The sequence below is a fragment of the Candidatus Pelagibacter sp. HIMB1509 genome (genome assembly GCF_052047855.1).
Classification (GTDB): domain Bacteria; phylum Pseudomonadota; class Alphaproteobacteria; order Pelagibacterales; family Pelagibacteraceae; genus Pelagibacter.
Window position 1 is genome coordinate 1140148 of record NZ_JBNAIU010000001.1, and the last position, 25548, is coordinate 1165695.

Below are 25548 nucleotides of genomic sequence, written 5' to 3' on the forward strand. Positions count from 1 at the left end.
GGGGAATAAATGAAAAAAATACTAAGTTTTATTCTAGGATCTATTTTTGCTCTTAACCTTTCAATTTCGGTTGCAAACTCTGCAGCTACTGAAGTTAGAGTTGCATACTTTCTAGAATGGCCAAGTCCAAATCTAGAGGACATGCAGAAGAAAAATTTTGCAAAAGCTCTTGGTGTACCAGTTAAGTGGACAAACTTCACTAACGGTGGAGCTATGACTGATGCAATGTTAGCAGGAGATATTGATATTTCTTACTCACAAGGTTTAGTACCTTTCATCAACGCTGTAAAATCTAACGCGCCAATCAAATTAGTTGATATCGCAATGGAATACGGAATGGGTGGAACTACTTGTGTAACATCAAATGCATCTGGAATTACAAAAGCTAACGCTACTGAATTAGAAGGTAAAAAAGTTGCTGTTCCACTTGGAACAATGGCTGAATACGTTTTTGATGAAAGTATGAAAGTTGTTGGTGCTGACAGAGGTAAAATGGATATCATTCAAATGGACCCAGAAGAAGGTGCTGCTGCGTTAGTAAGTGGTGATGTTGTAATGGCATGTTTATTTGGTGGTAACTCTATTAAAGCAGCAACTGCAGTTGGTTCAAGATTATTAACTGTAGATGAAGCAAGAGCTGCTGGTATCTTGGGTATAGATATCACATCTGTTACAGATAAATTCATGAAAGAAAATCCAGGAATGCTAAGAACTTTCATCGAAGTAACTCACGAAGCAAACGACAGATACAGATCAGGTAAATCTGATATGAATTCTATGGCAAAAGCTTCTGAAATGAAAGTTGCTGATATGAAAGAAACTTTAAGTGGATTTAAATTCTTAACTCCAGAAGAAACCAAAGCTTCTATGGAGAGCGGAAACTTAGATGGTTTCTTAAAAGGAATGGGAACTCCATCTGGTAACGTAGACACAAGTTTCTTACCTTTATAATTTTAAAGGTTTAAAACTTTTTAAATAGGCACTGATTTAAAAATTAGTGCCTATTTTTTTTAAAAAATTTCTAATATAAGGGCGCTATGAGTGATCTTGTTTCTCAAAATCTAAATATGATTTTTAAAACTCCAAAAGGAGAAACAGTTCACGCATTAAAAGATGTTAGTTTTACTCTAAAAAAAGGAGAACTACTTACTGTTCTTGGTCCCTCTGGTTGTGGAAAAACAACTTTATTAAATATTACCGCAGGATTTTTAAGACCTACTTCAGGAAAAATTACTTTAAATAATAATGAAATAGATGGACCAGGTGTTGAAAGAGGAATGGTGTTTCAACAAGGTGCTTTATTTGAATGGTTAACAGTTGCTGAAAACGTAAACTTTGGTCTTCGTATGAAAAAAGAAGACCCAGAAGTAACAGCAAAAAAAGTTGAAGAATGGTTAGATATAGTTGGCTTAAAAGGATTTGGTAACACGCCTACTTATCAATTATCAGGTGGTATGCAGCAAAGAGTTGCTCTTGCAAGATGTTTAATCAATGATCCTGATTTAATTTTAATGGATGAACCTTTAGGTGCCTTAGATGCATTAACTAGAGAAAAGATGCAGTCTTTAGTGCTAAAAATTTGGAAAGAAACTGGAAAAACAATTATTTTAATTACGCACTCTGTTGAAGAAGCTCTTTTACTTGGTGAAAGATTATATGTAATGGCACCAAGACCAGGGAGAATACATAAAGAGTACAATCTTCCATTTGCTGAAATGGGTCTTACTCAAGATTTAAGAGAAATTAAAAAAAATAAAGAATTTTCATCTACTAGAGAAGAAATTTTATCCATGATCTGGAATATGGAAGAAGAGATAATGGGGAAAGATAATTAATGTTAACCCAATTTGTAACAATACTAATTATCGTTTCAGTTATTGGATGTATTCTTTATGGAAGAAGATTAATCAGAACTGAAAAAGTTGATGCTGTTTTTGGTAACCCAGAAAGAGCTAAAGGTGGAACGCACTGGGTAATTGTTGGAAGCAGTGCAATCTTGATGCTATGGCTTTATTATTCATGGGATATTGCAAAAGGTTTTTATCCAAAATCAGCAAATGAATTATGCCAAGTCGCTAAAATTAATGAGTCGTTATTAGGTTTAAAATATCAATTCCCTATTGAAGAAAGAGAATTCAAAAGTACATCCATTATCAAAATCGAAAATAAAAATCTTACAAAAATTGCAAATGAAATAAATGGATCTCCTGATCTAAATGATCAACAAAAAACAATTCTTGTAAGTTACATTGATAGAACTTCAAAATTAATTCCACTTTTAACAAGTGAAGAATTAATGGAAATGGATACCAAAATTAAACTCCAAGAAATAACAGAAGAAATAAAACTTCTTAGTTCAAACTTCCAAAAGAAAGATTATCCTTTTGAGACAGATGCTCAAAAAACTGAAAGGCAAAAACTTATTGATGAACAAGGTGGTTGGGGAATTACTACAATAGACGCTGGAAGTGGTTCTATTGAAAATACAATTGAAATACCAACTGCACCTCAAACGAATAAAGGTTTAAAATTTCATGCAGCTGCAGCAGAATTAAAAAAAATTGACGATAAGTTTTTTAAATTAAAAAATCATAATCCACCTTTCAAAAGCTCAATTAAACAACTTAAAGATGACATTAAAGCTTACAGAAAAGGTTTAAATGACAATGAGGAGTTAGCATCTGACTATGCAAAAAATATTGTTAAAATTGCAAGAAGAATAGAATTTGCAAGTATTTACCCTCCAAATGCATTAAATGAAATGCAAGCAGCAATCATAGAATTTGATGAGTTACAAAATAAAGAACAAGCTGGATTAAGATTAATCGATATACTTTTATTTCCTGCTGGAACAATTGTAGCAAGTGGACCTACTTGTTCAGAGCAAGGTTCTGGCAGATGGTTACCTAAACCATCTGATACATTTAATAAGTTTGTTTTAATGTCTAAACCGAGTGTTGGATACAAAAATGTTCCTCTTTTATGGATTGAAATGGTTGATATTAGCAAAATGATTGGCTTCGTTTTACCAGATTGGATAGCTGATATTTTGCCAGGTGAATATCCGGTTCATACAAAAGATGGGATAGTTAAAGAGAACTTTAAAAGCAATGTTTTAAAAGTTGTTACTGGTGACTTTAATTTATTTAAAGTTCCTGTTCCTTACGGTCATATCTGGGACTCTTTTATGAGGGTATTTTTAGGATTAGTGTTTGGAATTATTATTGGTGTTCCATTAGGGTTATTTATGGGTCTTAATAGATTTGCAAAAGGTTTCTTTGATCCATTAATTGAACTTTATAGACCGGTTCCCCCACTTGCTTGGGCTCCGTTAATTATTTCTGTACTTGGAATTGATAACTCTGGAAAAATATTTTTATTATTTATGGTCTCTTTATCTATTATGATTATTTCAGCAAGGGCTGGAGCATCAGGAACTCAATTATCAAAAATTCATGCTGCTCACTCATTAGGAGCTACAAAAAAACAAATATTAAGGTATGTGATTTTCCCAAATTCTCTTCCAGAAATTTTAACTGGAATAAGAGTTGCAGTTGGTATGTGCTGGGGAACATTGGTTGCAGCAGAATTTTTAGCTGGAACAACTGGTATTGGTTTCGTGGAAAACGTTGCTAAAAAATACTTCCAATACGAAGTTATTTGGATAACAATATTTATAATGGGACTTCTTGGTTTATTGTTCGATGTAACTTTAAGAAAGATAATTGATAAAACTATTCCATGGCGTGGAAAAGGATAAATGAAAACTCCTTTATTAAAAAAACAAGTAATTAAAATTTTTCAAAAGTTTGGTTTAAGCAAAGAGCATGCTTTAATATCAGCTAATGCATTAATCAATGCAGAATTAGTTGGTGCTTATGGTCATGGTTTATCTAGACTTAAAATGTATTGTGATAGAATTTCTAAAAAAGTAATTAATCCAAAACCAAAAATTAAAATTAAGAAAATTTCATCTTCTATTTCTCATATCGATGCAAATAACAGTATTGGATTTGTAGCTGCTGATCTTGGAATAAAAACTGCAATTAAACATGCACAAAAAACAGGTATAGGAATGGTTGCAGTAAAAAATAGTGGTCACTATGGTTTGTCAGGTTATTACGCAGAACAAGCTGTTAAGAAAAATTTAATAGCAATGATTTATACAAATGCTCCGCCAGCAGTTGCTCCTCATGGCGCATTAAAAACTTTATTTGGAACTAATCCAATTTGTTTTGGAACCCCTACTGGTTCTAAAATTCCTTTTATTTTAGATACTTCAATCTCAATGATTAATAGAGGTAAAATTAGAGTTGCAGCAAGAAACAATCAAACAATTCCTGCAGGTGTAGCATTAGATAAATTTGGAAAACCGACTACTGATGCAAAAAAGGCATTAGCAGGAGTTCAATTACCTATTGCCGGTTTCAGAGGTTCGGGACTTGCTTGGATGGTTGATATTTTAAGTGGTGTACTAACTGGAGGAAATCATGCAGGTCGAGTTAAAGATCCTTTTGATGATTTTTCAGGACCACAAAATATTGGACACTTGTTTATAACATTTAAAGCAAACTTATTTCAAAAAAATTATAATCAAAGAATTAAAGACAACATTAAAACAATTAAAAAACTTCCTAAAATTAAAGGTGTGAAAGAAATAATGTATCCAGGACAAAATAAATTTAATCGTTACAAACAAAATATTAAAAAAGAAATCAATATTCCAGATATTATTAAAAAAGATTTAGAAACTTTAATAAGTTAAAAAAGTTAAAACTCCTAAAGAAGCAACAACAGAAGAAACAATAATTGTTCTTTTAACTTTTTCCTTTTTTTTCTCTTCAAGAAGTCTTTGCTTTAGAACATCCACATTCACTTTTTGTGGAGCTTCAATATTTTGAGAGGGGTTCTCAATTTCAACAGATGTTCTATTTAGGCTTTCTGTTCTCATAATATATTAAATACAACATGATTTAATCATTAATAGTTAGATTATTACATATTAGAAATGTCCAAAATGGGTTGACACTAATTGTTGTGTTGTCCATATTGGGTTTTTTAAAATATCATGAGCATATTACCAAGCATATCTGACGCACTTGATGAAAAGAGAGTAACATCGGTAATTAATAAAAAATTTAATAATTTCGTTCCTGCTTTTTATAAATTTGTATCTGAATGGATAATCAATGCCTATTCAAATTTTAAAGACATAGAAATGTATATGATCTTGATCTATTTGGTTAATAACGATTTTAAATTTTATAGAAAAAATGGAATTCATGTCGATTACAATACTTTTTATAAAGATAATACTTTAGAAATCGAAGAAATTAAAATTATTGAAATTTCTAGAGATCTTCATATCCCTAAAGAAAGTGTAAGAAGAAAGATTATTTATCTAGAAAAAAAAGGCGTAATTAAACGATCAAGAAAAAAAATTTTTATTGATAGATCTGCTTATGAAACAGTACAGCCAAAAAGTGCATTAAAAAATTTATCGTATTTAACTTCTATTTCCTCAAAAATTTTGAAACAAGAAAATGAAATTACAAATTCTCTTTCTTCAACTGAAATATTAGATGTTATTAAGCAACATTTTTCTTTTTGTTGGTACGAATTTTATAAATTTATTTTTTCTTACTATTTCAGATGGAGGAAAGAATTAGGTGATTTAGAAACATTGTGTATAGCCTTACTTTTAATATCTAATGCATCATCAAATAAAGATTTAATTTTACATGATATAGATATTGTAAAGTGGAGAAAAAGAATATCTTTTGCAGACAAAGTTGGTTTGAATTCTATGTCTATATCAGACATTACAGGTATCCCAAGACCAACTGTTGTTAGAAAAGTAAATTCTTTAATTAAAAAAGGTTATGCTAAAATGGATCAAAAAAAATTAATTTCGGTTAGCATTGAAAAAAAAGTTTTTTCAAAAACCCAAAAAATGCAAGAACAAACAGTTAAAGAGATTTCAGAACTTATTTATAAAATTTTAAATAAAACTACAATTAACTAGATCTTCTTAAGATATAAATAAAAATAAATCCTGTAATATACATGACTAAAGCATAAGCGGCTGTTGGTATCATGTAAGCAACATCATTAAAAATTTGGGTTGCAACAAATACTGCTAAAGTTCCATTTTGAAGGCCGCACTCTAAAGAAATACATTTTCTCTGAGCAACTCCAGTTGCAAAAGCTTTAGCTATATAAAAAGCTAAAATCATCATCACTATATTTAAAATTAAAACCGCTATTCCAGCTTGAGCTAAATAATTAAAAATATTTTCTCTTTCCTCAATCCATATTGCGGCAAATACAATAACAAATAATAAACTAGTAGTTCTATTGACGATGTTAATATTTGAAGAAATAAAATTTTCTGCAAATCCTCTTATAACCATTCCTATAATTACCGGAACTGTTACAACTAAAGCCATTTTTAATGCAATCCCGGTCATAGTAATCTCTGTAGACATTTCGGTAACCCCTAGCATTCCAGCTGATGTAAAAACTATAAATGGAACTGAAATAATACTAATTAAACTTCCAACAGCTGTTAAAGAAATTGATAAAGCTACATCCCCATCTGCAAACTTAGTAAGAACATTTGATGTAACACCTCCTGGTGCTGCAGCTATAATCATTAAACCTAAAGCGATTTCAATTGGTAATCTTAAAATTAAAACCAATATGTATGCAACAATTGGTAACAGAATTAATTGGCAAGTTATTCCAATTAAAAAATCTTTTGGATTTCTAATTACTCTTGTAAAATCTTTAACTGACAAACCAAGTCCTAAGCCAAGCATTATCAATGCTAAAGCCAATGGTGCTATTTTAGTTACTATTTCCATAATTTAAAAAATGAAATAAACTATAACTTTTTAGTAAATAATTTCTATATACATATTGAAATTATAATATATTTGTAAAAAATGCTCTCAAACAAAGAAATTGTCTGTCCAAATAAACTACTAGATATAGCTCATAGTAAAAAAGGAGTTAAGGTTGCAGTAGTAAATGCTGGTAAACCCTTACCCATGTTATCTGTTCAAGACGCTGTAAATGAAAATCTAATTGAACCAGTTTTTATCGGTCATGAAGTTGAAATACAAAAATGTGCTGAGGATCTTGGTTGGGATATATCAAAATACGAACTTATTCATGAGCCAGTTGAAAATAATACTGCAAAAATTGCAGCTAAACTTGCAAGTGAAGATAAAGTTAAAATAATTGTTAAAGGACATATTCATACTGATGTTCTAATGAAAGAAGTTTTAAAGAGAGAGTACAACTTATTAGGCAAAACTAGATTAAGTCATATCTGGCATATGACAGTTGAAAAAGAGGATAAGCCATTAATAATTACAGACGGTGCTTTAAATGTTTTGCCAAATGTAAAAACTAAAATGCATATTCTGAAAAATGTAATAAATTTTTCAAACCGTATTGGAATTGAAAGACCAAAAGTTTCTGTATTATCTGCAACTGAAGAAGTTTTAGAGAGTGTACCAAGTTCAATTGAAGCTGCTGAAATAACAAAACTTGCAAAAGAAGAAAATTTGAACGCAGATGTGTTTGGACCCTTAGCTTTTGATAATAGTATTTCTAAAAAATCTGCTGGTATTAAAGGTATAAAAAATTTAGTTGCTGGAGAAGCTGATGTACTATTAGTACCAAGTGTTGAAACCGGAAATGCCCTAGTTAAAATGATGATTTATTTTATGGGTGCCTGTGCTGCAGGAGTTGTGGTGGGAGGAAAAGTCCCGGTTGTAATAACTAGTAGATCAGATGAAGCGCAAGCAAGATTAGCATCAATAGCTGCGGCAGTAGTAGCTTTGGACTAAATGATTAATTGAATTTTATTAGAAATTAACCTAAAAAACTTTAAATTTTAAAAGGAGAGAAATGGCAATTACATACTTAAAAAAATCACCGAAAACTTCATCAACTGACGATACAAAAACAAGAGAAATTGTTGAAAATATTCTTAAAGATATTGAGACAAGTAAAGAAGAAGGTTGCAAAGAACTTTCTAAAAAATTTGATAAGTATGAAGGTGAAGTAGTTATCTCTAAAGAAAAAATTGAAGATATTAAAAAAAATTTAGATCAAAAAACTAAAGATGATGTTCAGTTCGCTCATGAAAGAGTGAGAAAATTTGCGGAAGCTCAATTAAAAAATTATGGTCAAGATTTTGAAGTTGAATTGTCTGAAGGTTTATATGCAGGTCAAAGATTAATTCCTGTTAATACAGCTGGATGTTATGTACCTGCTGGAAGATATGCTCACATCGCATCTGCGGTAATGAGTGTAACAACTGCAAAAGTTGCTGGGGTTAAAAATATTTTAGTATGTAGCTCTCCAAAACCTGGTGTTGGGGTTCATCCGACTATTGTTTACACAGCTGATCTTTGTGGTGCAGATGTAATTATGAATTTAGGTGGTGTTCAAGCAATTGCTGCAATGACAAATGGTTTATTTGGAAATGCTCCAGCTGATATATTGGTAGGTCCAGGTAACCAATTTGTTGCTGAAGCTAAAAGAATTTTATTTGGTAAAGTTGGTATTGATTTATTTGCAGGTCCAACAGAAATTGGAATTATTGCTGATGAAAACGCAGATCCAGAAATCGTTGCAGTAGATTTAGTGGGTCAAGCAGAGCACGGATATAATTCACCAGCTTGGCTTTGGACAACAAGTAAAGAATTAGCAGAAAAGGTAATTAAAAGGGTACCCGAACTTATTGCTGATCTTCCTGAGTTACCAAGAACTAATGCAGAAGCTGCTTGGAGAGATTACGGAGAAGTTGTTCTTTGTGATACAGACGAGGAAATGGCTACAATTAGTGATGAGTACGCACCAGAACACTTGGAAGTTCAAACTAAAAACTTAGAGTGGTTCCACAAAAGATTAAAAAATTACGGTTCTTTATTTATCGGTGAAGAAACAACTGTTGCTTATGGTGATAAATGTTCAGGAACAAACCATATTCTTCCAACTAAAGGTGCTGGAAGATATACGGGTGGTTTGTTTGTTGGTAAATTTATCAAAACTTTAAGTTTCCAAAGAATGACTAAAGAATCTACTGAACTTGTTGGAGCAGCTGCTGCTAGACTTTCACGATATGAAGGGATGGAAGCTCATGCAAGAACTGGTGATGTTAGATTGAAAAAATACGGTTACTAAACAATTTATTAAATAGGATTTAACATGAAAAAATTTGAAGAAGTAATGAGCGTCAGCAATGAAATTGAAAACATCACTGCTGAAGAAGCTAAAAAGAAATTAAATGATCCTAATGTTCAATTTATTGATGTTAGAGATAAAGAAAGCTTTTCTAAAGGGACTATTGGAAATGCAATGCATTTAGATAGAGGTTTGCTAGAATTTTATTTAGCTGAAGGTAGTCCTATTGAAAATGATACTTTTAAAAATAATCCTGACAAAGAATATGTTGTATTTTGTGGACTTGGTGGTCAAGGAACTCTTGCTACAAAAACAATGAAAGAAATGGGAATTAAGAACGTTAAAAATATTACAGGCGATATGTCTGAGTGGGATAAGTTAAAAGATTAGTCCTTAATTAAATCTAAAACATCAACACCTATTTGCTTAAGTATATGTATTAAATCTATAGGTACCCAGTTTTCTCTAATTTTACCTTCATGGTGATGGTAAAAATCCATCACTCTCATAGTTACGTTTTGATTATTAGATTTGTATCCTAACCAATCATCTGACCCGTAAACTGCTTGTATGCTATGCCAACCAGCAGTCATTGAAAAGTTTCCATCGCCAAGTTCACAGTAATGTCCTAGCTTCCAGTAATTTCTTTCTTTAAAAGTTTTTCTAAATGGTAACTGATGGTTATCAACAAATCCCTCTAAGTTTCTTCCAGTACCTATTCCACTTGGTCCATACCATATCATTTTATCATGCCAGAATTCACTTTGTGGATGATTAATTAATTTATCTTTTAATTCTTCGTCTGAATTAGTTTCCAACTCTGGCTTTATGTTCAAGCTTCTTTGCATCGTTAAAGATTGGTCTAAACTTTCTTCAGAAACCTTCATATCTTTTTCAAAATAATTTACACCATCAGTATTAATTGGATTTAGCCAATTTCCCTCTGAACCTCTTGAAGGTTTGATTGGATTTTTACCTGTTTGAAATATCAAATCTAATAAATCAATTAAGATATAACTTTCTACAATTTTATCATTTTTCAATTCATGGACTTCACAGCATTTAAGATTTACCATTTTATTAATTGGCTTTATTCCAAAAATAGGTTTTTTGAATGTGCCTGAAAGCATAGATACTGATCCAACTTGAACTTTATCTCTAAATGTACCTCCAATAACTATCTGTTCTCTCCTCTCAATGTCTGGGAAAGCTTCAAATAGAGGTAGCCAAAATTTTTCTTTAAATGTATTTGCTCCCTCAAATTCATTAACAGGGTGAAAACAATTAACTTTTACATCTTTATCAAAATAATTTTCTATATTTTGATCTAAGTTAGATATTCCACCTTCTATAATTGTTTTTAAGTAGCCTCTTACTTTTGTTTTATTATTGAAATTTTCTTCAGGTGTAATTTCTAATTTTTTTACACCCTGCTGTTCTTTTAAACCTGTATCAAATTGTTGTATTGGCATTTATTTTAATTTAAGTAGGGTTAATATCATAATTCAATTAGAAAAACATATGGAAAATAGATTAGCAAAATTTAATGAACTAGTTCCAAGCACCCTGCCCTTTGTAGAAGGAAAACTTGAAGGTCACAAAGAAAGAAAAAATTATTCTATAGTTGGACCTGGTGTAGCTGAAGATAGCAAACAATTTATAAAAATTGCTATGCCTCATAGTTTTAATTTAGGCGCTGTGTCAGCACTTCCACAAAATGGTTCGGGCCTACATAGTCACACAACTGCAGAAGTATTTGTTATTTATTCTGGTAGATGGAGATTTTATTGGGGAGCAGAAGGTAAAGATGAAACAATTTTGAATGCTGGCGACATTATTTCAATGCCAACTAATATGTTTAGAGCATTTGAAAATGCAGGTGACGAAGAAGGATTAATTTTTGTTGTTTTAGGTGGAGATGATCCTGGAATAATAACTTGGGTTCCAAGTGTTTTAGAAAAAGCAAAAAAAACTGGTATGGCACTATTAAATGATAATTCATTAATTGATTTATCTGTTAATCAAATTCCAGACGGAAAAACAATTCTCGAGCCTATTTCTCAAGAGGAAATAAAAAAATTTGATAACTATAAATTGGATCAACTAGAAAAGTTTATATATAAAAGTAATGAAAATTCAAAACATGAAAACAAACTCAATGAGAATGTTAATTTAATTCAAATTCTTGGAAACAAATTTGAAAAAAAAGAGTTCTCTCCAGTAATAAACCAAGATACAGGATTTAATCTTTCAATTTTAAAATCCAGCAAAGGTCATATAACTAATTTAAAATTTGAAAAACCTACAATAATGTTCTCAAGAACTGGAAAATGGGAAATAATGATTGATGATTTTCAATGTGTTTTAAATGCCAAAGATACAATTTCTATTCCAATTAATTCAAAAGTTAATATTAAAATAGATGAAAATGAGGAATGTTACTTAAATTGTGTAACACAAATCTAATGAAAGGTTTTGATCCAAAATATAAAAACTTTCCTGATTACATACTAAAAATAACTAAACAAATTTGGGAAAATAAAGATGTTGAGTCTATTGGTCAATTTTATAGCGACAATATTCCAGTTAGATCACCCTTTGGTGTCACGTATGGAAATAAACCTGTAATTGATGCTACTTATGCAACCTTGAAAGAATTTCCTAACAGACAATTGCTTGGAGAAGATGTGATTTGGAATGGAAATGATGATATCGGTTATCATTCATCACATAGAATTTTAAGTAAAGGAACACATCTTGGTGATGGTTCATACGGCAAACCAACTGGTAAAGATATTTATTACAGAGTAATTGCTGATTGTGCATGCAAAAATAATCAAGTCTATGATGAATGGATTGTTCGTGATCAAGGTGCAATGGTAAGACAAATAGGATTTACACCAAAAGATTTTGCTCAAATGCTTCTAGATAAAGAAGGCGGCGTTGAAAAAGCAAAACAATTATTTAATTCAAATTCTGAGATGAATTCAGATTACAAGCAAGGCGTTGTACCTAATGATTCTGCTGGAGGCAAATACTCCAAAATATTAAAAAATATCTTCAAAGATGATTATGATTTTTCCGATTATGCAAGAGCTGCAACTATTTATTGGCCCGGAAACAAAATCGGACATGGGAGAGAGGATATAATTAAATTTTGGAATGCTTTAAAAAATACTTTGAGTGATATGAAGTTTTCTGTTGAGCACATTGGTTATTTAGAAGAAGCAGATAAAAATCCTAGAGCATCAATAAGATGGTTTCTTGAAGGTAAACATTCTAAAGACACTGAAGAATTTGGAGAAAAAACAAATAAAAATATTTTTATAATGGGTATAAACCATGCAGAAATAATTGATGGAAATGTTATAAGAGAATGGGTTTTGTTTGATGAGGTTGCAATTTGGAAACAAATTTTAATGAATTAAATTATGAGTAAAATTAAAACAACACATGTAGGAAGTTTACCAAGATCAAATGAATTATCTGATCTTTTATTTAAGAAAGATCAAAAAGAAAAAATAGATTTAAATCAATTTGATGAAATTGTTCAAAGAGATGTAGATAATATTGTTAAAAAACAATTAGAAGTTGGAATTGACTATATTAGTGACGGTGAAATGTCTAAGATTAGTTATGCAACTTATGTTAAAGATAGAATTGATGGCTTTTCAGGAGAGAGTGAAAGGAAAGCACCAAAAGATTTAGATGACTTTCCATCTTTTAAAGAAAGAATTGCAAGAACAGGTGGTACTCCTACTTACACAAGACCTTGCTGTACAAGTGAATTAAAAATTAAAGACAAAACTTCTCTAACAAAAGATATAAATAATTTTAAACAAGCTTTAGATAAAAATAATCATAAAGATGCATTTATGAATGCTGCTTCTCCAGGAGTTATTTCAGCATTCTTACCAAATAAATTTTATAAAAATGATGATGAATATTTAGAAAATTTATCTAACCTGATGAAAGATGAATATGAAGAAATTACATCAAATGGATTAAAACTTCAGTTAGATTGTCCAGATTTAGCTCTTGCAAGACACATGACTTTTAAAGATTTATCAGAAGAAGAATTTTTAATCAGAGCAGAAAAACAAATAGAATGTTTAAATAACGCTATTAGTAATATAGATAGCTCCAAAATAAGAATGCACATTTGCTGGGGTAATTATGAAGGACCCCATTTACATGACATTGCGCTAGAAAAAATTATGCCTATAGCTTTAAAGGCTAATATACAAACATACTTAATTGAGTCGTCAAATCCAAGACATTCTCATGAATGGCAAATTTTTGAAAATTTAAAAATCCCAAATGATAAAATAATTGCTCCTGGAGTAATCGACTCAACCACAAACTTTGTCGAACATCCCGAGGTTGTAAAAAACAGAATTGTAACTTATTCAAAAGTTATTGAGAAAGATCAACTGGTTGCTGGAACAGATTGTGGTTTTAGTACTTTTGCCGGCTTTGGAAATGTTGATGAAAATATTGTTTATAAGAAGTTAGAGACTTTGGTGCATGGTACAGAACTTGCGTCAAAAGTGATTTAATTTCCTCTTTAATTTAAACTTCGTAATAGATATAGTTTTTGTACTTAAATTATAATTTAACAATAAATATAAAGAGAGAAAACATATGAGAAAAATACTAGTTACTTTATTGTTTTTGCTTTTTGGAACTTCTGCTTATGCAGATTGTAACATTAAAAGTGGTTCAATAAATATTTTGGCTAATGATTTTCCTGCATTAAGAACTTTCGTTGAAACTTCTAAACAATGTAAAGGAAGTGCAGATTTTAAAGTGACTCATTCATCTGAGCACAATAAAATCGCAGTGCCAGCTCTTACTGCAAATCCATCTGAATTTTCAGCTAGAATTGCAGCAAACAGTTCAATCGTTCCTTTAATGAACCAAGACTTAATAAGACCTTTAGATGATCTTGTTAAAAAATATGGAAAAGGAATTCAAGACTCTCAATTGATCACAATTGATGGAAAAGTAATGGCTGTAGCATTTATGGCTAACACTCAACACTTATACTACAGAGAAGATGTTTTAAAAGATCTTGGTATAGCTGTCCCGAAAACATATGAAGAGGTGGTTGCTGCTTCTGAAAAAATTAGAGCTTCAGGAAAAATGCAATATCCATATGCCGCTGCTTACAAAGCAGGTTGGAACTTAGCAGAAGAGTTTGTGAACATGTACATTGGTCATGGTGGTGAATTCTTTAAGTCTGGAAGTGCAGAACCAAATGTAAATAATGCAAAAGGTGTTGCTACTTTAAACATGCTTAAAAAATTATCTGAATTAAGTAACCCAGATTATTTAACACATGATAGTGAAGCTATTAAAGTTGAATGGGAAGCAGGAAATGTTGCATTAATGACATTATGGGCTTCTAGATCAGGTACACTTTTAGATGATGAAGGTGATGCTAATATAACTAAAGCTACAAAACTAACAGGTCCAGCTACTGTTGCTGGTGGAAATATCCCAGCTGCAACTTTATGGTGGGATGGTTTCACACTTGCAAAAAATAGATCTGATGCTGATGCTGAAGCAACATTTAGAGCTTTAGCGCACGCTGCATCTAACAAGAAAATGGTTGCTGATGCTGCTGACCAAGCCGTTTGGTTAGTAGAAGGATTTGTTCCAGGACCAAAATCTATTGGTGTAATTGAAGCTGTAAAAATGGGTGCAAAACCTTATCCAATGTTACCACAAATGGGTTTAATGCATGGAGCATTAGGAAGTGAGATTGTTGAGTTTTTACAAGGTAAAGAGTCAGCTGAACAAGCATTGAAAGATGTTGAAGCTGCTTACACTAGTAAAGCTAAAGAACAAGGCTTTCTATAAAATCTAATATTTAAGTGGGGACTTGATCCCCACTTAACAAAAATTTTCAATGCCTAATAAAACTTTTTTTTGGTTTTTTTTACCAACAGGATTAGCAATGATCCTTTTTATTGGGCTTCCTATCATTTCTACTGGAGTTCAATCTTTTTACGCCCAGCATGATCAAGTAGTTAAAGAGGTAAAAAAATGTGATCCATTTGGCTGCACTGTTTCAATTGTAGTCGATAATGAAGCAACTACTAAAATAAGAGAAGCAAAACCTCTTGGAAAATTTAATGGTTTTGGGACGTATATAGATAGAAACCATTTAGCTACAGAAGAAATAAAAAAATTTTGGAATGAAACAGAAACTTTTGGTGAATTTGTTGATCAAGTAACTAATCTACCATTTTATAAAGCGCTAATATTCACATTAACTTATTGTATATTTGTGACCCCAAATGTTTTGTTATTGGGTTTTATTATTGCTTTGAGTTTAAACGCAATCTCAAGAAAAATTAGAGGTCCTTTAATCTTTGGTACTATTTTGCCAATGATTGTAACTCCATTAGTTGGGTCTTTAGTATTATTCTGGATGATAGACTCTCAAGGAATAATAGGAGCCAACATTCAAAATTTAATGAATGATCCATATTTATCTTTGAAATCCTCTAAAACTCTCACATGGATAACAATTATAATTTATGGAATTTGGCATCACTCCCCTTTTGCATTTGTAGTTTTTTATGCTGCACTTCAAACTGTACCTCAAGAACCTATTGAGGCTGCAATAATTGATGGTGCTTCAAGATTTCAAAGAATAAAACATATTGTGCTGCCTCATATCTACCCGGTAGTAACATTTGTTGCATTAATATCATTGATGGATAATTTTAGAGTTTTTGAACCAATTATAGGTTTTAGTGCTGAAGGTAGTGCGCAATCTCTTTCATGGTTAATTTACGATAACCTAGTAAATGAAGAAGTGATTTTGTTTGGTTCTGCTGCAGCGACATCAATGATGACGATCATCGGCATAGCAATTTTGCTTGCCCCTGTATTAGTTAGAACATGGAAAGAATTTAAAACTGCGAGATAAATATGGATTACGGTTTAGATAAAAAATCAAATACTTTGAAAACATTTAATACCATATTTATTATTTCTTGGTTGTTAGTTGCATGTTTTCCATTCATCTGGACTTTTTGGGGATCATTTAAAGTAAGAGCAGATTTTTTCTCAAGATCAGATTGGTGGTATGCAATTTCAGCTTTCAATACATTAATTGAAACTGGTGAAAAGTTTACAACAAATGCTTATCATGAAGCTTGGTTTGAGGGTGAATTTTGGAAAGCGTCCAAAAATACGATTATTGTTACTGTGTTTGTTGTTAGTATTTCATTGTTTTTGGGAACTTTAGGAGCTTACGCTCTTTCAAGATCAACTGAGAAATATGCATTTTGGATTTTAATGGCAGCTTTAATCTTTAGAGCTATGCCACATATAACTCTAGTCTCTGGTTATCTATTTCCATTTTTTGAATTACAAATATGGGGAATACTGCCAACAACTATTGTTGTTTTAGTTGCTATTAATCAACCATTTACTTTATGGTTACTCTATTCATTCTTTAAAACAATTCCAAAAGAGCTTGATGAAAGTGCGTTGATAGATGGATGTTCATATTTTCAAGCATTTAGACATATTATAATGCCAGTGATGTGGCCTGGAGTTATTACCGCTGGATTATTTAGTTTAATGCTTGCTTATAATGACTTTACGGTAACAGCTTTACTACTTAATCAAGAAAATCATACAATGGTTCCAAAGATACAAAGTTATTTAGGAACTAACCAACATGAGGGTAATCTTATGTGGGCAGTTTCAGCAGTAGTTTCTGCAACGGCACCTTTGTTTATGTTGGTAATGTTTTTCCAAAGACAGGTTATAAGTGGATTAACTACTGGAGCAGTAAAAGGTTAATTTAAAAAATTACTTACTAAAATATTAAATTCGTCAGGCTTTTCTAAATGAACGTTGTGGCTGCAATTTTTAAATATTTCTAAACGACTATTCTTTATGTTTTTATTTAACGTATCAACTTGATCAAAATTATATGAAACATCTTTATCTCCCCATACAATTAAAGTTTCATTTTTAATATTTTTTAAATTTTCTATACCTCTCCAATTTTTCATAGCTAGTAGTGCATTATCAGCTGTTTCTAATGAAACATTTTTTACAGCATTTGCACATAAATAATAGTTTTTGTCCTTATTGCCTTTTACAAACCATTTAGGAGGAACTCTAGAAAATGAAGCCTCAGCACCTTCTTTCTTAAGTTTCTCTCTTGTTTCATCCATAGATTCAAATCTACCCGGAATATCTCCAATAGATCCTGTTGCAAAACAGATTAATTTATTAACTCTATCACCAATTAATTTTGTTATTTCTTGAACAATCATTCCACCCATTGAATGTCCAATTAAATTAAATTTTTCGATTTTTTTTTCATCTAGTATTTCAATTATTTTTTTTGCCATCGCATTAATAGAATTTAATGATTGTGCATTATGACTTTCACCAAAACCAGGGAGCGCTGGTGCAATAACTCTAAAATTTTTTGAAAAGTAATCTTTTTGAAAGCACCACATCTCTGAGGAGCCTAAATATCCATGTACTAAAACAAATGGAAAACCTTCACCTTTATCATCTACAAAAAGATTACTCATAAAAGCTTAATTATCATTTCCTTTAAAATAAACAAAACTAAAAAACTCATAAAAACTATGATGAATATATTTATTACCTGCCATATTTTTTTGTCATTAGCATACTTAGAAAGGTAATTTGATAAATATCCTAGAATAAAAAAAAATAAAAAAGAAGCTAAAGATGCGCCTATCGCAAATGAAAATTTTTGATTTAATAAGTAGTTCTTAGAGAAATTTCCAAGAATAAAAACCGTATCAGAGTAAACATGTGGATTTAAATATGTGAACCCCAATGTTTTTAAGAAAATATTTAACCTTGATACTGCACTAACATTACTTTGAAAATTAACTTTTTTGTAATGAGTTTTAATTTTTGAATAGATAAAATGAATTAAAAAAACCACTAAAAGAAGGTTAAAAATAAATTCTACAATTGGGTTAAAATATTGATTAAAGAAATGAAATAAAAAAATTCCAAAAAAAATTAATATTAAATCAGAAACTGAGCAAATAAAACAAACTAGAAATACATGCTGTTTTTTTAAACCTTGTTCAATTACAAAAATGTTTTGAGCACCAATTGCTAAAATTAAACTTAGGCCAGTAAAAAAACCTAACAGTGCGTATTCCATTGATTTTTCTTAAACTCGTTTTCTACCCTGAACAACTCTATCAAGAATAAGAGCTACAAATAATATGGCAACACCAGCTAAAATACCTTGTCCTACGTTTGCGTATTGAAGTGCTTCTAATACATCTTGACCTAAACCTTTGGCACCAATTAATGATGCTACAACTACCATTGCTAGACTTAACATTACTGTTTGATTAACACCTGCTAATATAGATGGGGTTGCTAATGGCAGATCTACTTTTCTAAGCAAATACCATTTAGATGCACCATAAGCGATTGCAGCTTCTCTAATTGTTTCAGGTACTCCTCTTAAGCCAAGAACTGTTAGTCTAACTACAGGTGTTCCACCAAATATCATTGTAATAATAACTGCTGCGACTTTTCCAGTTCCAAAAAATGCTATTACGGGAATCATGAATACGAAAGCGGGCATTGTTTGCATGAAATCCATAATCGGTCTTATCATTGAATAAAATCTTTGTCGCCTTGCACAAAAAATTCCAAGAGGAATACCAATTACAATACTTAATACTGCTGCTGTTCCTAAAAGAGCTAATGTTGTCATAGCTTTAACCCAAAAACCTAAAAATCCCATGTAACATAAAAATCCTGCTGAATAAATTGCAGCTCTAGGTCCTGCCGCTAATCCAGTTAAAGTTACAATGGTTGTAATAATTACTATCCAAGGAGTTTTTACAAATAGTAACTCTAAGAAATCTAGTACTGATCTAATACCTATGGTAATTGCTGTAAATAACGCATCTCCTTTCAATACTGCATAATCAAAGATTGTTTCTACCCATTTTATTGATGTTAACCTGATATCTGGATGAGTTGGGAAATCATCCATTAATGCAATGACACCTGGAAAACTATAATGCACTACAGAAAAAAACATAATAACTGCAGCAAACATTGTACTCGAGACAAAATTCTTAACTTGCATCCCAGGTCTTAGAGTTTTGTCTGATAACCATTCTGAATATCTTTTTTCTAATATCGAGTTAGCTAGTATTCCTTGAACAACTTTAACGGTAATTAATAATCCAATACCAAAAATTGTAATCCAAATAGCTGATGCCTCAATCCTTGCTACTTCATCTATGTAGCCTTGCATTGCATCCTCTAGTGATTTGATATTTCTTTTATAAACCTCAACTTTGTCTGGATTATTTGTAATAGCTGCTTCTAACTGTTTGTTTCTAAAAGCTATAGTTGACTCAACTTGTTTAATTTTTTCTACAGCTTCTTTGGTAATATTACCGAACAAACCTCTTATTATTTGAACAACAGAAAAGGTTTCAATAATTAGAAAGGCTAAAGCCCAATTCCAAATATTTCTCATTCCAAACCAAATAGGTCCTAGAACTCCAGCATACAAATTAAATGAAAATGAAAAAGAAGGCTTGCTTCCAATTTTTTGAAATTCTTTAATATAATATTCAGGATTAGATTTTACAAAATCTGTAATTAATTCTGATCTGGTTGGATTATGAATTTGTTTATTCTCCATCTCCACCCTCTATAACCGCTTTTAAAAGATCTGATTGTGTTAACACACCAACATTATTTTGATTATTATCTTTAACTACCAATGGTCCTTCGCTAGATTTTGATAACTCTATGAGCTTACTTAATAATTCATTTTCTCCAACACTTTTGCTGCTTTCATTTAATTTTTCATTAGCACTTTCGTAACTCTCAATAGATTGCATAATTGTTTTTGCTTGAACAACTTTAAGTCTTGAAATTCCTTTTACAAAGTCAGCAACATATTCGTCTGCAGGACTTACAACTATTTCTTCAGGTGTACCTATTTGGATTACTTTTCCATCTCTCATAATTGCAATTCTGTGTCCTACTCTTACTGCTTCATCTAAATCATGAGTAATAAATACTGTGGTTTTTTTCATTTGTTTAGAAAGTTTGATGAACTCAGCTTGAAGCTGTCTTCTTATCAGTGGATCTAATGCGCTAAAAGGCTCGTCCATCAAAAGAAACTCTGGATCAGCTGCAAGTGCTCTTGCAAGACCTACTCTTTGTTGCATTCCTCCAGATAGCTCGTGAGCAAACTTATTGCCCCAACCTTGTAGCTCTACAATTTCTAAAATTTTATTTGCAGCATCTAATCTATCATTTTTACTCACACCTCTTATTTCAAGCGGCATTGCAATATTATCTACAACTGATCTATGAGGCATAAGTGCAAAGTTTTGAAAAACCATCCCTATTTTTTTATTTCTTAATTCTTGAAGGTTTTCTCTATTTAAGGCCATTACATCCTGACCATTAATTAAAATTTTTCCTGATGTTGGTTCTAAAAGTCTATTAATATGCCTTACTAATGTAGACTTTCCACTCCCTGAAAGCCCCATAACACAGAATATTTCACCTTGTTTAACATCAAATGAAACATCTGAAACTCCAATAACTGAGTTGTAATTTTCTAAAGCTTCTGTTTTTGAAATTTTTTTATTTTGGATTGCATCTAATGCTTCTTTAGAAGTATTACCAAATACTTTCCAAACATTTTGAATTTGTATTGCTGAACTCGATGGATCCATTTTTGTCTTTTATTATAGGAAAATATACTCGGCAATCTTAAATTGCCGAGTATAGATTTTGATTTAGATTATAGTCCTAACCAACCGTCTACAGTTGATTTATTTGCTTCCATCCAAGCTCTTGCTACATCAGCTGGATCTTTTTTCTCAACTGAAACTGCATAAGCCATTGCAGAAACATCATCAGCTGTTAATTGAAAATTCTTAAAGAATTCTACAATTGCTGGTGACTGACTCTCTAAAGAAGTAGCCCAACCGATTTGGATTTGCTTAAGAGCATCTTTTGATGCAACATAAGATTTCTTGTACCAGTCAGCATCTGCTTTAGGTTGAATCATTTTATATTTTGCAGGATCATATTTTGGTTCTGTTAACATTACTACGTCAGCCATTCCCCAAATTGCATGAGGCTTGTAACAATAGAATGCATAACCCTCACCTTTTTTGATTGAGTCTAGTACTCTTGCATTTTTAACTGCTTCAGCAGCTCTAACTGCTTCGATACCAGCATCATATAAACCATAGTCTCTTAATTTAACTTGGTTAACATTAGCAGAAGCCCAACCATCAGCACCAATCCAAAACTCACCTTTACCATTTCCGTCGCTGTCCATTGCTTTAACAACTTCTGGTCTAGCTAAGTCTTCAATTGCTGTAATATTCATTTTTTTAGCAAACTGTTGAGAAACACAGTAACCTTGGTTTCCTTCATATGGTTTGCTACTTAATTTTAAAGTTCCTTTTGGAACTAAATCATTAGTGTAAGCTTCTTGGTTTGGTAACCAAATATCAGGGTGAACATCGATTTCACCTTTTCCTCTATCAATTGCTGCATATATTGCAGTATTGTTTCCAGGAACTAATTCTGCTTCACCACCCATTTTGTCTATAACTACTGCAGCAAGTAAATTTGCAATTGCAGTTGCACCTGTCCAGCCTGGATCTCCAATTTTAACTTTTTCTGCGTTTGCAGAGAAAATTGATAAAACTGAAATTAATCCAGCTACAAGTGTAGATTTGATTATTTTCATTATCTCTCCTTAATTATTTATAAATAAAGTCTAACGCGGATTGAGAGAAGGTGTCAAAGAAAATAAATATCTAAAAATTAGATGTATTTTTACTATTCTGGGTTAGATGTAAGAGTTTTAATCTCCAGTATATTTTCGTTAGGGTCTTTTACAAAGAATGTTTCTTGTTCATACTTAGTGCCTTTAAATCTTAAGTATGGTTCGTCATAATATTTTGTACCACTATCTTTTAATCTTTGTTTAAGTGCATCAAAATCTTTTCTCGATAAATGAACACCAAAATGGGGTACTGACACATTCCCCATATCCACATCATGTCTTTCATTATCTAATTTATGATCACTTTTATGAAGTGTTAATTCATTACCCCAAAAGTCAACATCAGCCCACTCTTGCGCAGAATTATCTAATCTACATCCTAAAGTCTCGCTGTAAAATTTTTTTGCGACCTCTAGATCACCACATGGTATAGCTAAATGAAAACAATTAGTGTTTTTGTACATAATTAATCTTTAATAACAGAATATAATGACTATATAAGCCACTTATTAAAATTTCAAGTGAGCATAAAATACAATGAATGATTATTTACAATCGATAATTGATAGAGATCCTGCGGCAAAATCAAAGCTAAGTTTGATTTTAACCTATCCCGGTGTCAAAGCAGTCTTCTTTCATAGAATAGCGAACTTTTTTAGTACTGCTAAATTTTATCTCGTTGCGAGAATCATTTCTCAATTTTCAAGATTCTTAACTGGAATTGAAATTCATCCTAATGCAAAAATTGGAAAAAATTTATTTATCGATCATGGTATGGGAGTTGTGATTGGTGAAACTTCAGAAATTGGTGATAATGTTACTATCTACCATATGGTTACATTGGGTGGAATTGCACCAAGTATAAATTCAAATGATCAAAGAAATATGAAAAGACATCCAACAATTAAAGATGAAGTGGTTATTGGATCAGGAGCACAGGTGTTAGGTCCAGTAACTGTTGGACGATGTGCAAAAATTGGAGCGAATGCTGTAATTACAAAAGATGTTCCTGAAAATGCAGTGATGGTTGGAATTCCTGCTAAGAATGTTGGAATAGCTGATAGCGAATTTAAACCTTACGGAATTACCCCTGATAGTGATAAAAAATCAGAAAATGAATAATACGCAAAACGATTTTATTTCTGGAATTGGAAATACTCCTCTCATTAAACTTAGAGCTGCATCAGAGATTACTGGTTGCAATATTTATGGTAAGGCAGAATTTTTAAATCCAGGTGGATCAGTAAAAGATAGAGCTGCACTAGCACTAATTAAAGACGCACAGGAAAAAAAATTAATCTCCAAAGGAGGAACTGTTGTTGAGGGAACTGCTGGTAACACTGGAATTGGTTTGGGTCTTTTAGGAAATTCTTTAGGTTACAAAACGATTATTGTAATGAACGACAATCAAACTCAGGAAAAAAAAGATTTACTTAGAAACCTTGGTGCTGAGTTAAGATTAGTTAAACCAAAGCCTTATAAAGATGACAATAACTTTGTAAAAGTTGCTGCAAGACTTGCAGATGAATTAAGACCTTCAAATAATAACGGAGTTATTTGGGCAAACCAATTTGATAATACTGCAAATGCAAAAGGTCATTATGAGGGAACAGGTCAAGAGATCTGGGAACAGACAGATGGTAAAGTAGATGGTTTTGTGTGTTCATCTGGAACTGGGGGCACCATTTCGGGTGTAAGTAACGCGTTAAAAGAAAAAAATAAAGATATCAAAATTTACCTTTCAGATCCTAAAGGTTCTGCTCTTTATAATTATATAAAGAATGGAGAGTTAAAATCTGAAGGAGGATCTATAACAGAAGGAATTGGCTCAAGCAGAGTTACAGCCAACTTTGGTGAGGCTAAAATTGATGACGCCTACTCTATTGATGATCATGAGGCTCTACCTATTCTTTATGATTTAATTCAAAATGAGGGTTTAAGTTTAGGGACTAGTTGTGGAATAAATATTGCTGGAGCTATTAGAATGGGAAAAGAATTAGGACCTGGTAAAACTATAGTAACCATTCTTTGTGACAGAAGCGATAAATATGCAACTAAAATGTTTAATAAAAAATTCTTAGAAGAAAAAGGTCTACCAATACCTAGTTGGTTTTAGATATAAATCTTATCTGCTAATCCGTAACAAAGTATTGCACTTAACAAAGTTAGAATACCTGGTTCAATAATTCCTTCGTTAGATGTTTGTGGTGTATGACCGAGCTTATTGATTTTAATATTATATATACCAACAATAAAAGCTGAAAGGTTTTGTAAAAACACTAAATTAAAAAATGCCCATGTTCCTTGAAGACCATCAGGTCTAATAAAGCCAACCCATATTGCCATCGCAACAGCACCTATAAACAAAGAACCAAAAAATCTGGTCATTCCAGCACCAGTATCATCAATACCGAACTTATCTAAAAATTTCTTTGTAGCGAAAACGGTTTGATATGCATAAACAGCAAAAACAATAAAATGCACTAAAAATACAATTAAATAAAAAATTCCATTAAATTTTTCGATCATATTAAAACCCTATCAAATTTTATCATCAGATAAAACAACATAATCAGCAATTTTTGTGCTCCTTAAATGCATAACTGACGCGCGTTATAAACACGAGAGACTTTGTCATGAATATGTAACAGTCTTCGATTACTTATAATTAATAATTAAAAAGAAAGATAAAATGAAAAAAATAATAATAGTTTTGGTGCTTAGTTTATTTACTACAATTGCTAACGCTGACGGCCATGCAAAAGCAAATGCGTTTGCTATTACTTTGAAAGTTCCAGCTAGTGATGTTGCTAAAGTTGAAGAAATGTTAAAAACACACCATAAATGGATGAAAGAAACTCATCCAATGACAGGTGAGAAAAAATTAAATTCATATTCAGTTATCAAAGGACCTGAATGGAATAATCCTGCAGATCCTTCACAAGGTATGACTGGAAATATGTATTTTATTTTAACTGAGTATTATGAAAATCCTGCTGGTTTTCAAAATCACCAAGAGCTTGGAAGCAAATGGCCAATGATACAAGAATTTCAACAAATGCTATTCAGTTATGTTGTGGGATATACATTTCCTGGAACAACTGTTGTCACGATAGAATAGAAAGGAGAAAATTTTGAGAAAAATAATAATAACTTTATTCAGTGTTTTATTTCTAACTTCTGTACACGCCGATATGTCTGATAGTGACAAGAGTAAAGCTTGGGAATGTAGTGGCATTTATATGGCTAACTATTTCTTGCCAATTGGCGAAACGTTTGAATATAGTATGAAAGAAAAATCTATGGCATCAGTTAAAGTTTTAAAAGCTTATGCTTTAGAAGTTGGAATCCCTGAAAAGCAATGGGATGAAGGAGTAAACAAAGCTGTTGATAAGTTTTATGGATCTAAATTTGATGAGGATAAAACTAATGCCTGTCATGAATTTGTAAACTCAACGGTGCCTAATGGAGAAGATAGAGTTAAGAAAGTAGTTCAAACTCTATATTAGAAAGGAATAAAA

The 25548-nt window shown here is 31.6% G+C and carries 28 protein-coding genes; 18 read left to right on the top strand and 10 right to left on the bottom strand.

The annotated features are described in order from the left end of the window. The first annotated feature begins 9 nt into the window (after positions 1 to 9). The 4 genes from ACTTBO_RS06190 to ACTTBO_RS06205 all read left to right on the top strand — a co-directional run bounded on the left by ACTTBO_RS06190 (position 10) and on the right by ACTTBO_RS06205 (position 4765). Positions 10 to 951 carry an ABC transporter substrate-binding protein gene (locus ACTTBO_RS06190; protein WP_440633514.1) on the top strand — a complete coding sequence of 314 codons (942 nt, stop codon included), beginning with the start codon at positions 10 to 12 and terminating at the stop codon, positions 949 to 951. An 86-nt stretch (positions 952 to 1037) separates the two neighbouring features. Beyond that, positions 1038 to 1835, top strand: coding sequence for an ABC transporter ATP-binding protein (locus ACTTBO_RS06195; protein WP_440656848.1), 798 nt, complete (start codon positions 1038 to 1040; stop codon positions 1833 to 1835). After that, complete coding sequence (locus ACTTBO_RS06200; RefSeq protein WP_440656849.1) at positions 1835 to 3760, top strand: ABC transporter permease; 1926 nt, start codon at positions 1835 to 1837, stop codon at positions 3758 to 3760. Before ACTTBO_RS06195 ends, ACTTBO_RS06200 begins: the two co-directional genes overlap by 1 nt. Next, on the top strand, positions 3761 to 4765 hold the full coding sequence (locus ACTTBO_RS06205; protein ID WP_440656850.1) for an Ldh family oxidoreductase: 1005 nt from the start codon (positions 3761 to 3763) through the stop codon (positions 4763 to 4765). On the opposite strand, the gene ACTTBO_RS06210 is transcribed toward ACTTBO_RS06205, so the two are convergent. Further along, positions 4754 to 4951 (bottom strand): hypothetical protein, encoded by a 198-nt coding sequence (locus ACTTBO_RS06210; RefSeq protein ID WP_440656851.1) that lies wholly within the window; start codon positions 4949 to 4951, stop codon positions 4754 to 4756. The genes ACTTBO_RS06205 and ACTTBO_RS06210 overlap by 12 nt on opposite strands. Positions 4952 to 5068: 117 nt before the next feature. On the opposite strand from ACTTBO_RS06210, the gene ACTTBO_RS06215 reads away from it, so the two are divergent. Next, positions 5069 to 6025 (top strand): MarR family transcriptional regulator, encoded by a 957-nt coding sequence (locus ACTTBO_RS06215; protein ID WP_440656852.1) that lies wholly within the window; start codon positions 5069 to 5071, stop codon positions 6023 to 6025. Here the strand turns inward: ACTTBO_RS06215 and ACTTBO_RS06220 are convergent. Further along, positions 6018 to 6866, bottom strand: a complete 849-nt coding sequence (locus ACTTBO_RS06220) for a bile acid:sodium symporter family protein (protein ID WP_440656853.1) — start codon at positions 6864 to 6866, stop codon at positions 6018 to 6020. The genes ACTTBO_RS06215 and ACTTBO_RS06220 overlap by 8 nt on opposite strands. Positions 6867 to 6947: 81 nt before the next feature. Between ACTTBO_RS06220 and ACTTBO_RS06225 the strand changes: the two genes are divergently transcribed. The 3 genes from ACTTBO_RS06225 to ACTTBO_RS06235 all read left to right on the top strand — a co-directional run bounded on the left by ACTTBO_RS06225 (position 6948) and on the right by ACTTBO_RS06235 (position 9591). Continuing rightward, positions 6948 to 7859 (top strand): bifunctional enoyl-CoA hydratase/phosphate acetyltransferase, encoded by a 912-nt coding sequence (locus tag ACTTBO_RS06225; RefSeq protein ID WP_440634450.1) that lies wholly within the window; start codon positions 6948 to 6950, stop codon positions 7857 to 7859. A 61-nt stretch (positions 7860 to 7920) separates the two neighbouring features. Next, complete coding sequence (gene hisD / locus ACTTBO_RS06230) at positions 7921 to 9201, top strand: histidinol dehydrogenase (RefSeq protein ID WP_440614200.1); 1281 nt, start codon at positions 7921 to 7923, stop codon at positions 9199 to 9201. A 24-nt stretch (positions 9202 to 9225) separates the two neighbouring features. Next, positions 9226 to 9591, top strand: a complete 366-nt coding sequence (locus tag ACTTBO_RS06235; RefSeq protein WP_440656854.1) for a rhodanese-like domain-containing protein — start codon at positions 9226 to 9228, stop codon at positions 9589 to 9591. Here ACTTBO_RS06235 and ACTTBO_RS06240 read toward each other — a convergent pair. Then, positions 9588 to 10673, bottom strand: a complete 1086-nt coding sequence (locus ACTTBO_RS06240; RefSeq protein WP_440656855.1) for an ester cyclase — start codon at positions 10671 to 10673, stop codon at positions 9588 to 9590. The two genes, ACTTBO_RS06235 and ACTTBO_RS06240, sit on opposite strands and share 4 nt — an antisense overlap. Positions 10674 to 10722: 49 nt before the next feature. Between ACTTBO_RS06240 and ACTTBO_RS06245 the strand changes: the two genes are divergently transcribed. From ACTTBO_RS06245 to ACTTBO_RS06270, 6 genes are all read left to right on the top strand, one after another. Further along, positions 10723 to 11667 carry a cupin domain-containing protein gene (locus tag ACTTBO_RS06245; protein ID WP_440656856.1) on the top strand — a complete coding sequence of 315 codons (945 nt, stop codon included), beginning with the start codon at positions 10723 to 10725 and terminating at the stop codon, positions 11665 to 11667. Beyond that, positions 11637 to 12629: an ester cyclase gene (locus ACTTBO_RS06250; RefSeq protein WP_440656857.1), complete on the top strand. Its 993-nt coding sequence runs from the start codon at positions 11637 to 11639 to the stop codon at positions 12627 to 12629. Before ACTTBO_RS06245 ends, ACTTBO_RS06250 begins: the two co-directional genes overlap by 31 nt. 3 nt (positions 12630 to 12632) lie before the next feature. Next, the gene (locus ACTTBO_RS06255) at positions 12633 to 13760 is read left to right on the top strand and encodes a cobalamin-independent methionine synthase II family protein (RefSeq protein ID WP_440656858.1); all 1128 of its coding nucleotides are present in this window, start codon (positions 12633 to 12635) and stop codon (positions 13758 to 13760) included. A gap of 85 nt (positions 13761 to 13845) precedes the next feature. Beyond that, positions 13846 to 15066 carry an ABC transporter substrate-binding protein gene (locus tag ACTTBO_RS06260; protein WP_440656859.1) on the top strand — a complete coding sequence of 407 codons (1221 nt, stop codon included), beginning with the start codon at positions 13846 to 13848 and terminating at the stop codon, positions 15064 to 15066. 49 nt (positions 15067 to 15115) lie between these two features. Beyond that, positions 15116 to 16144, top strand: coding sequence for a carbohydrate ABC transporter permease (locus ACTTBO_RS06265; RefSeq protein WP_075505888.1), 1029 nt, complete (start codon positions 15116 to 15118; stop codon positions 16142 to 16144). Positions 16145 to 16146: 2 nt separating this feature from the next. Then, positions 16147 to 17028, top strand: a complete 882-nt coding sequence (locus ACTTBO_RS06270) for a carbohydrate ABC transporter permease (RefSeq protein ID WP_440618252.1) — start codon at positions 16147 to 16149, stop codon at positions 17026 to 17028. On the opposite strand, the gene ACTTBO_RS06275 is transcribed toward ACTTBO_RS06270, so the two are convergent. The 6 genes from ACTTBO_RS06275 to ACTTBO_RS06300 all read right to left on the bottom strand — a co-directional run bounded on the left by ACTTBO_RS06275 (position 17025) and on the right by ACTTBO_RS06300 (position 22491). After that, positions 17025 to 17777 (bottom strand): alpha/beta fold hydrolase, encoded by a 753-nt coding sequence (locus ACTTBO_RS06275; protein ID WP_440656860.1) that lies wholly within the window; start codon positions 17775 to 17777, stop codon positions 17025 to 17027. The two genes, ACTTBO_RS06270 and ACTTBO_RS06275, sit on opposite strands and share 4 nt — an antisense overlap. Further along, positions 17774 to 18391 carry a LysE/ArgO family amino acid transporter gene (locus tag ACTTBO_RS06280; protein WP_440656861.1) on the bottom strand — a complete coding sequence of 206 codons (618 nt, stop codon included), beginning with the start codon at positions 18389 to 18391 and terminating at the stop codon, positions 17774 to 17776. The genes ACTTBO_RS06275 and ACTTBO_RS06280 overlap by 4 nt, the downstream gene beginning before the upstream one ends. A 9-nt stretch (positions 18392 to 18400) precedes the next feature. Then, positions 18401 to 19906 carry an ABC transporter permease gene (locus ACTTBO_RS06285; protein WP_440656862.1) on the bottom strand — a complete coding sequence of 502 codons (1506 nt, stop codon included), beginning with the start codon at positions 19904 to 19906 and terminating at the stop codon, positions 18401 to 18403. Next, positions 19896 to 20957: a quaternary amine ABC transporter ATP-binding protein gene (locus ACTTBO_RS06290; RefSeq protein WP_440656863.1), complete on the bottom strand. Its 1062-nt coding sequence runs from the start codon at positions 20955 to 20957 to the stop codon at positions 19896 to 19898. Before ACTTBO_RS06290 ends, ACTTBO_RS06285 begins: the two co-directional genes overlap by 11 nt. 68 nt (positions 20958 to 21025) lie before the next feature. Further along, the gene (locus ACTTBO_RS06295; protein WP_075505881.1) at positions 21026 to 21988 is read right to left on the bottom strand and encodes an ABC transporter substrate-binding protein; all 963 of its coding nucleotides are present in this window, start codon (positions 21986 to 21988) and stop codon (positions 21026 to 21028) included. Positions 21989 to 22080: 92 nt separating this feature from the next. Beyond that, positions 22081 to 22491 carry a VOC family protein gene (locus ACTTBO_RS06300; protein WP_145595791.1) on the bottom strand — a complete coding sequence of 137 codons (411 nt, stop codon included), beginning with the start codon at positions 22489 to 22491 and terminating at the stop codon, positions 22081 to 22083. Between the two features lie 73 nt (positions 22492 to 22564). Here ACTTBO_RS06300 and epsC point away from each other — a divergent pair, with 73 nt between their 5' ends. Further along, positions 22565 to 23149: a serine O-acetyltransferase EpsC gene (epsC, locus tag ACTTBO_RS06305; RefSeq protein WP_440656864.1), complete on the top strand. Its 585-nt coding sequence runs from the start codon at positions 22565 to 22567 to the stop codon at positions 23147 to 23149. Next, positions 23142 to 24143: a cysteine synthase A gene (locus tag ACTTBO_RS06310; protein ID WP_440656865.1), complete on the top strand. Its 1002-nt coding sequence runs from the start codon at positions 23142 to 23144 to the stop codon at positions 24141 to 24143. Before epsC ends, ACTTBO_RS06310 begins: the two co-directional genes overlap by 8 nt. On the opposite strand, the gene ACTTBO_RS06315 is transcribed toward ACTTBO_RS06310, so the two are convergent. Further along, positions 24140 to 24556, bottom strand: coding sequence for a hypothetical protein (locus tag ACTTBO_RS06315; protein WP_440656866.1), 417 nt, complete (start codon positions 24554 to 24556; stop codon positions 24140 to 24142). The two genes, ACTTBO_RS06310 and ACTTBO_RS06315, sit on opposite strands and share 4 nt — an antisense overlap. Before the next feature lie 163 nt (positions 24557 to 24719). Between ACTTBO_RS06315 and ACTTBO_RS06320 the strand changes: the two genes are divergently transcribed. Beyond that, positions 24720 to 25148: a hypothetical protein gene (locus ACTTBO_RS06320; RefSeq protein WP_075505876.1), complete on the top strand. Its 429-nt coding sequence runs from the start codon at positions 24720 to 24722 to the stop codon at positions 25146 to 25148. Positions 25149 to 25221: 73 nt separating this feature from the next. Continuing rightward, a complete protein-coding gene (locus tag ACTTBO_RS06325; RefSeq protein WP_440656867.1) occupies positions 25222 to 25536 on the top strand; it encodes a hypothetical protein in 315 nt (104 codons plus the stop codon). The last annotated feature ends 12 nt before the right edge of the window (positions 25537 to 25548 follow it).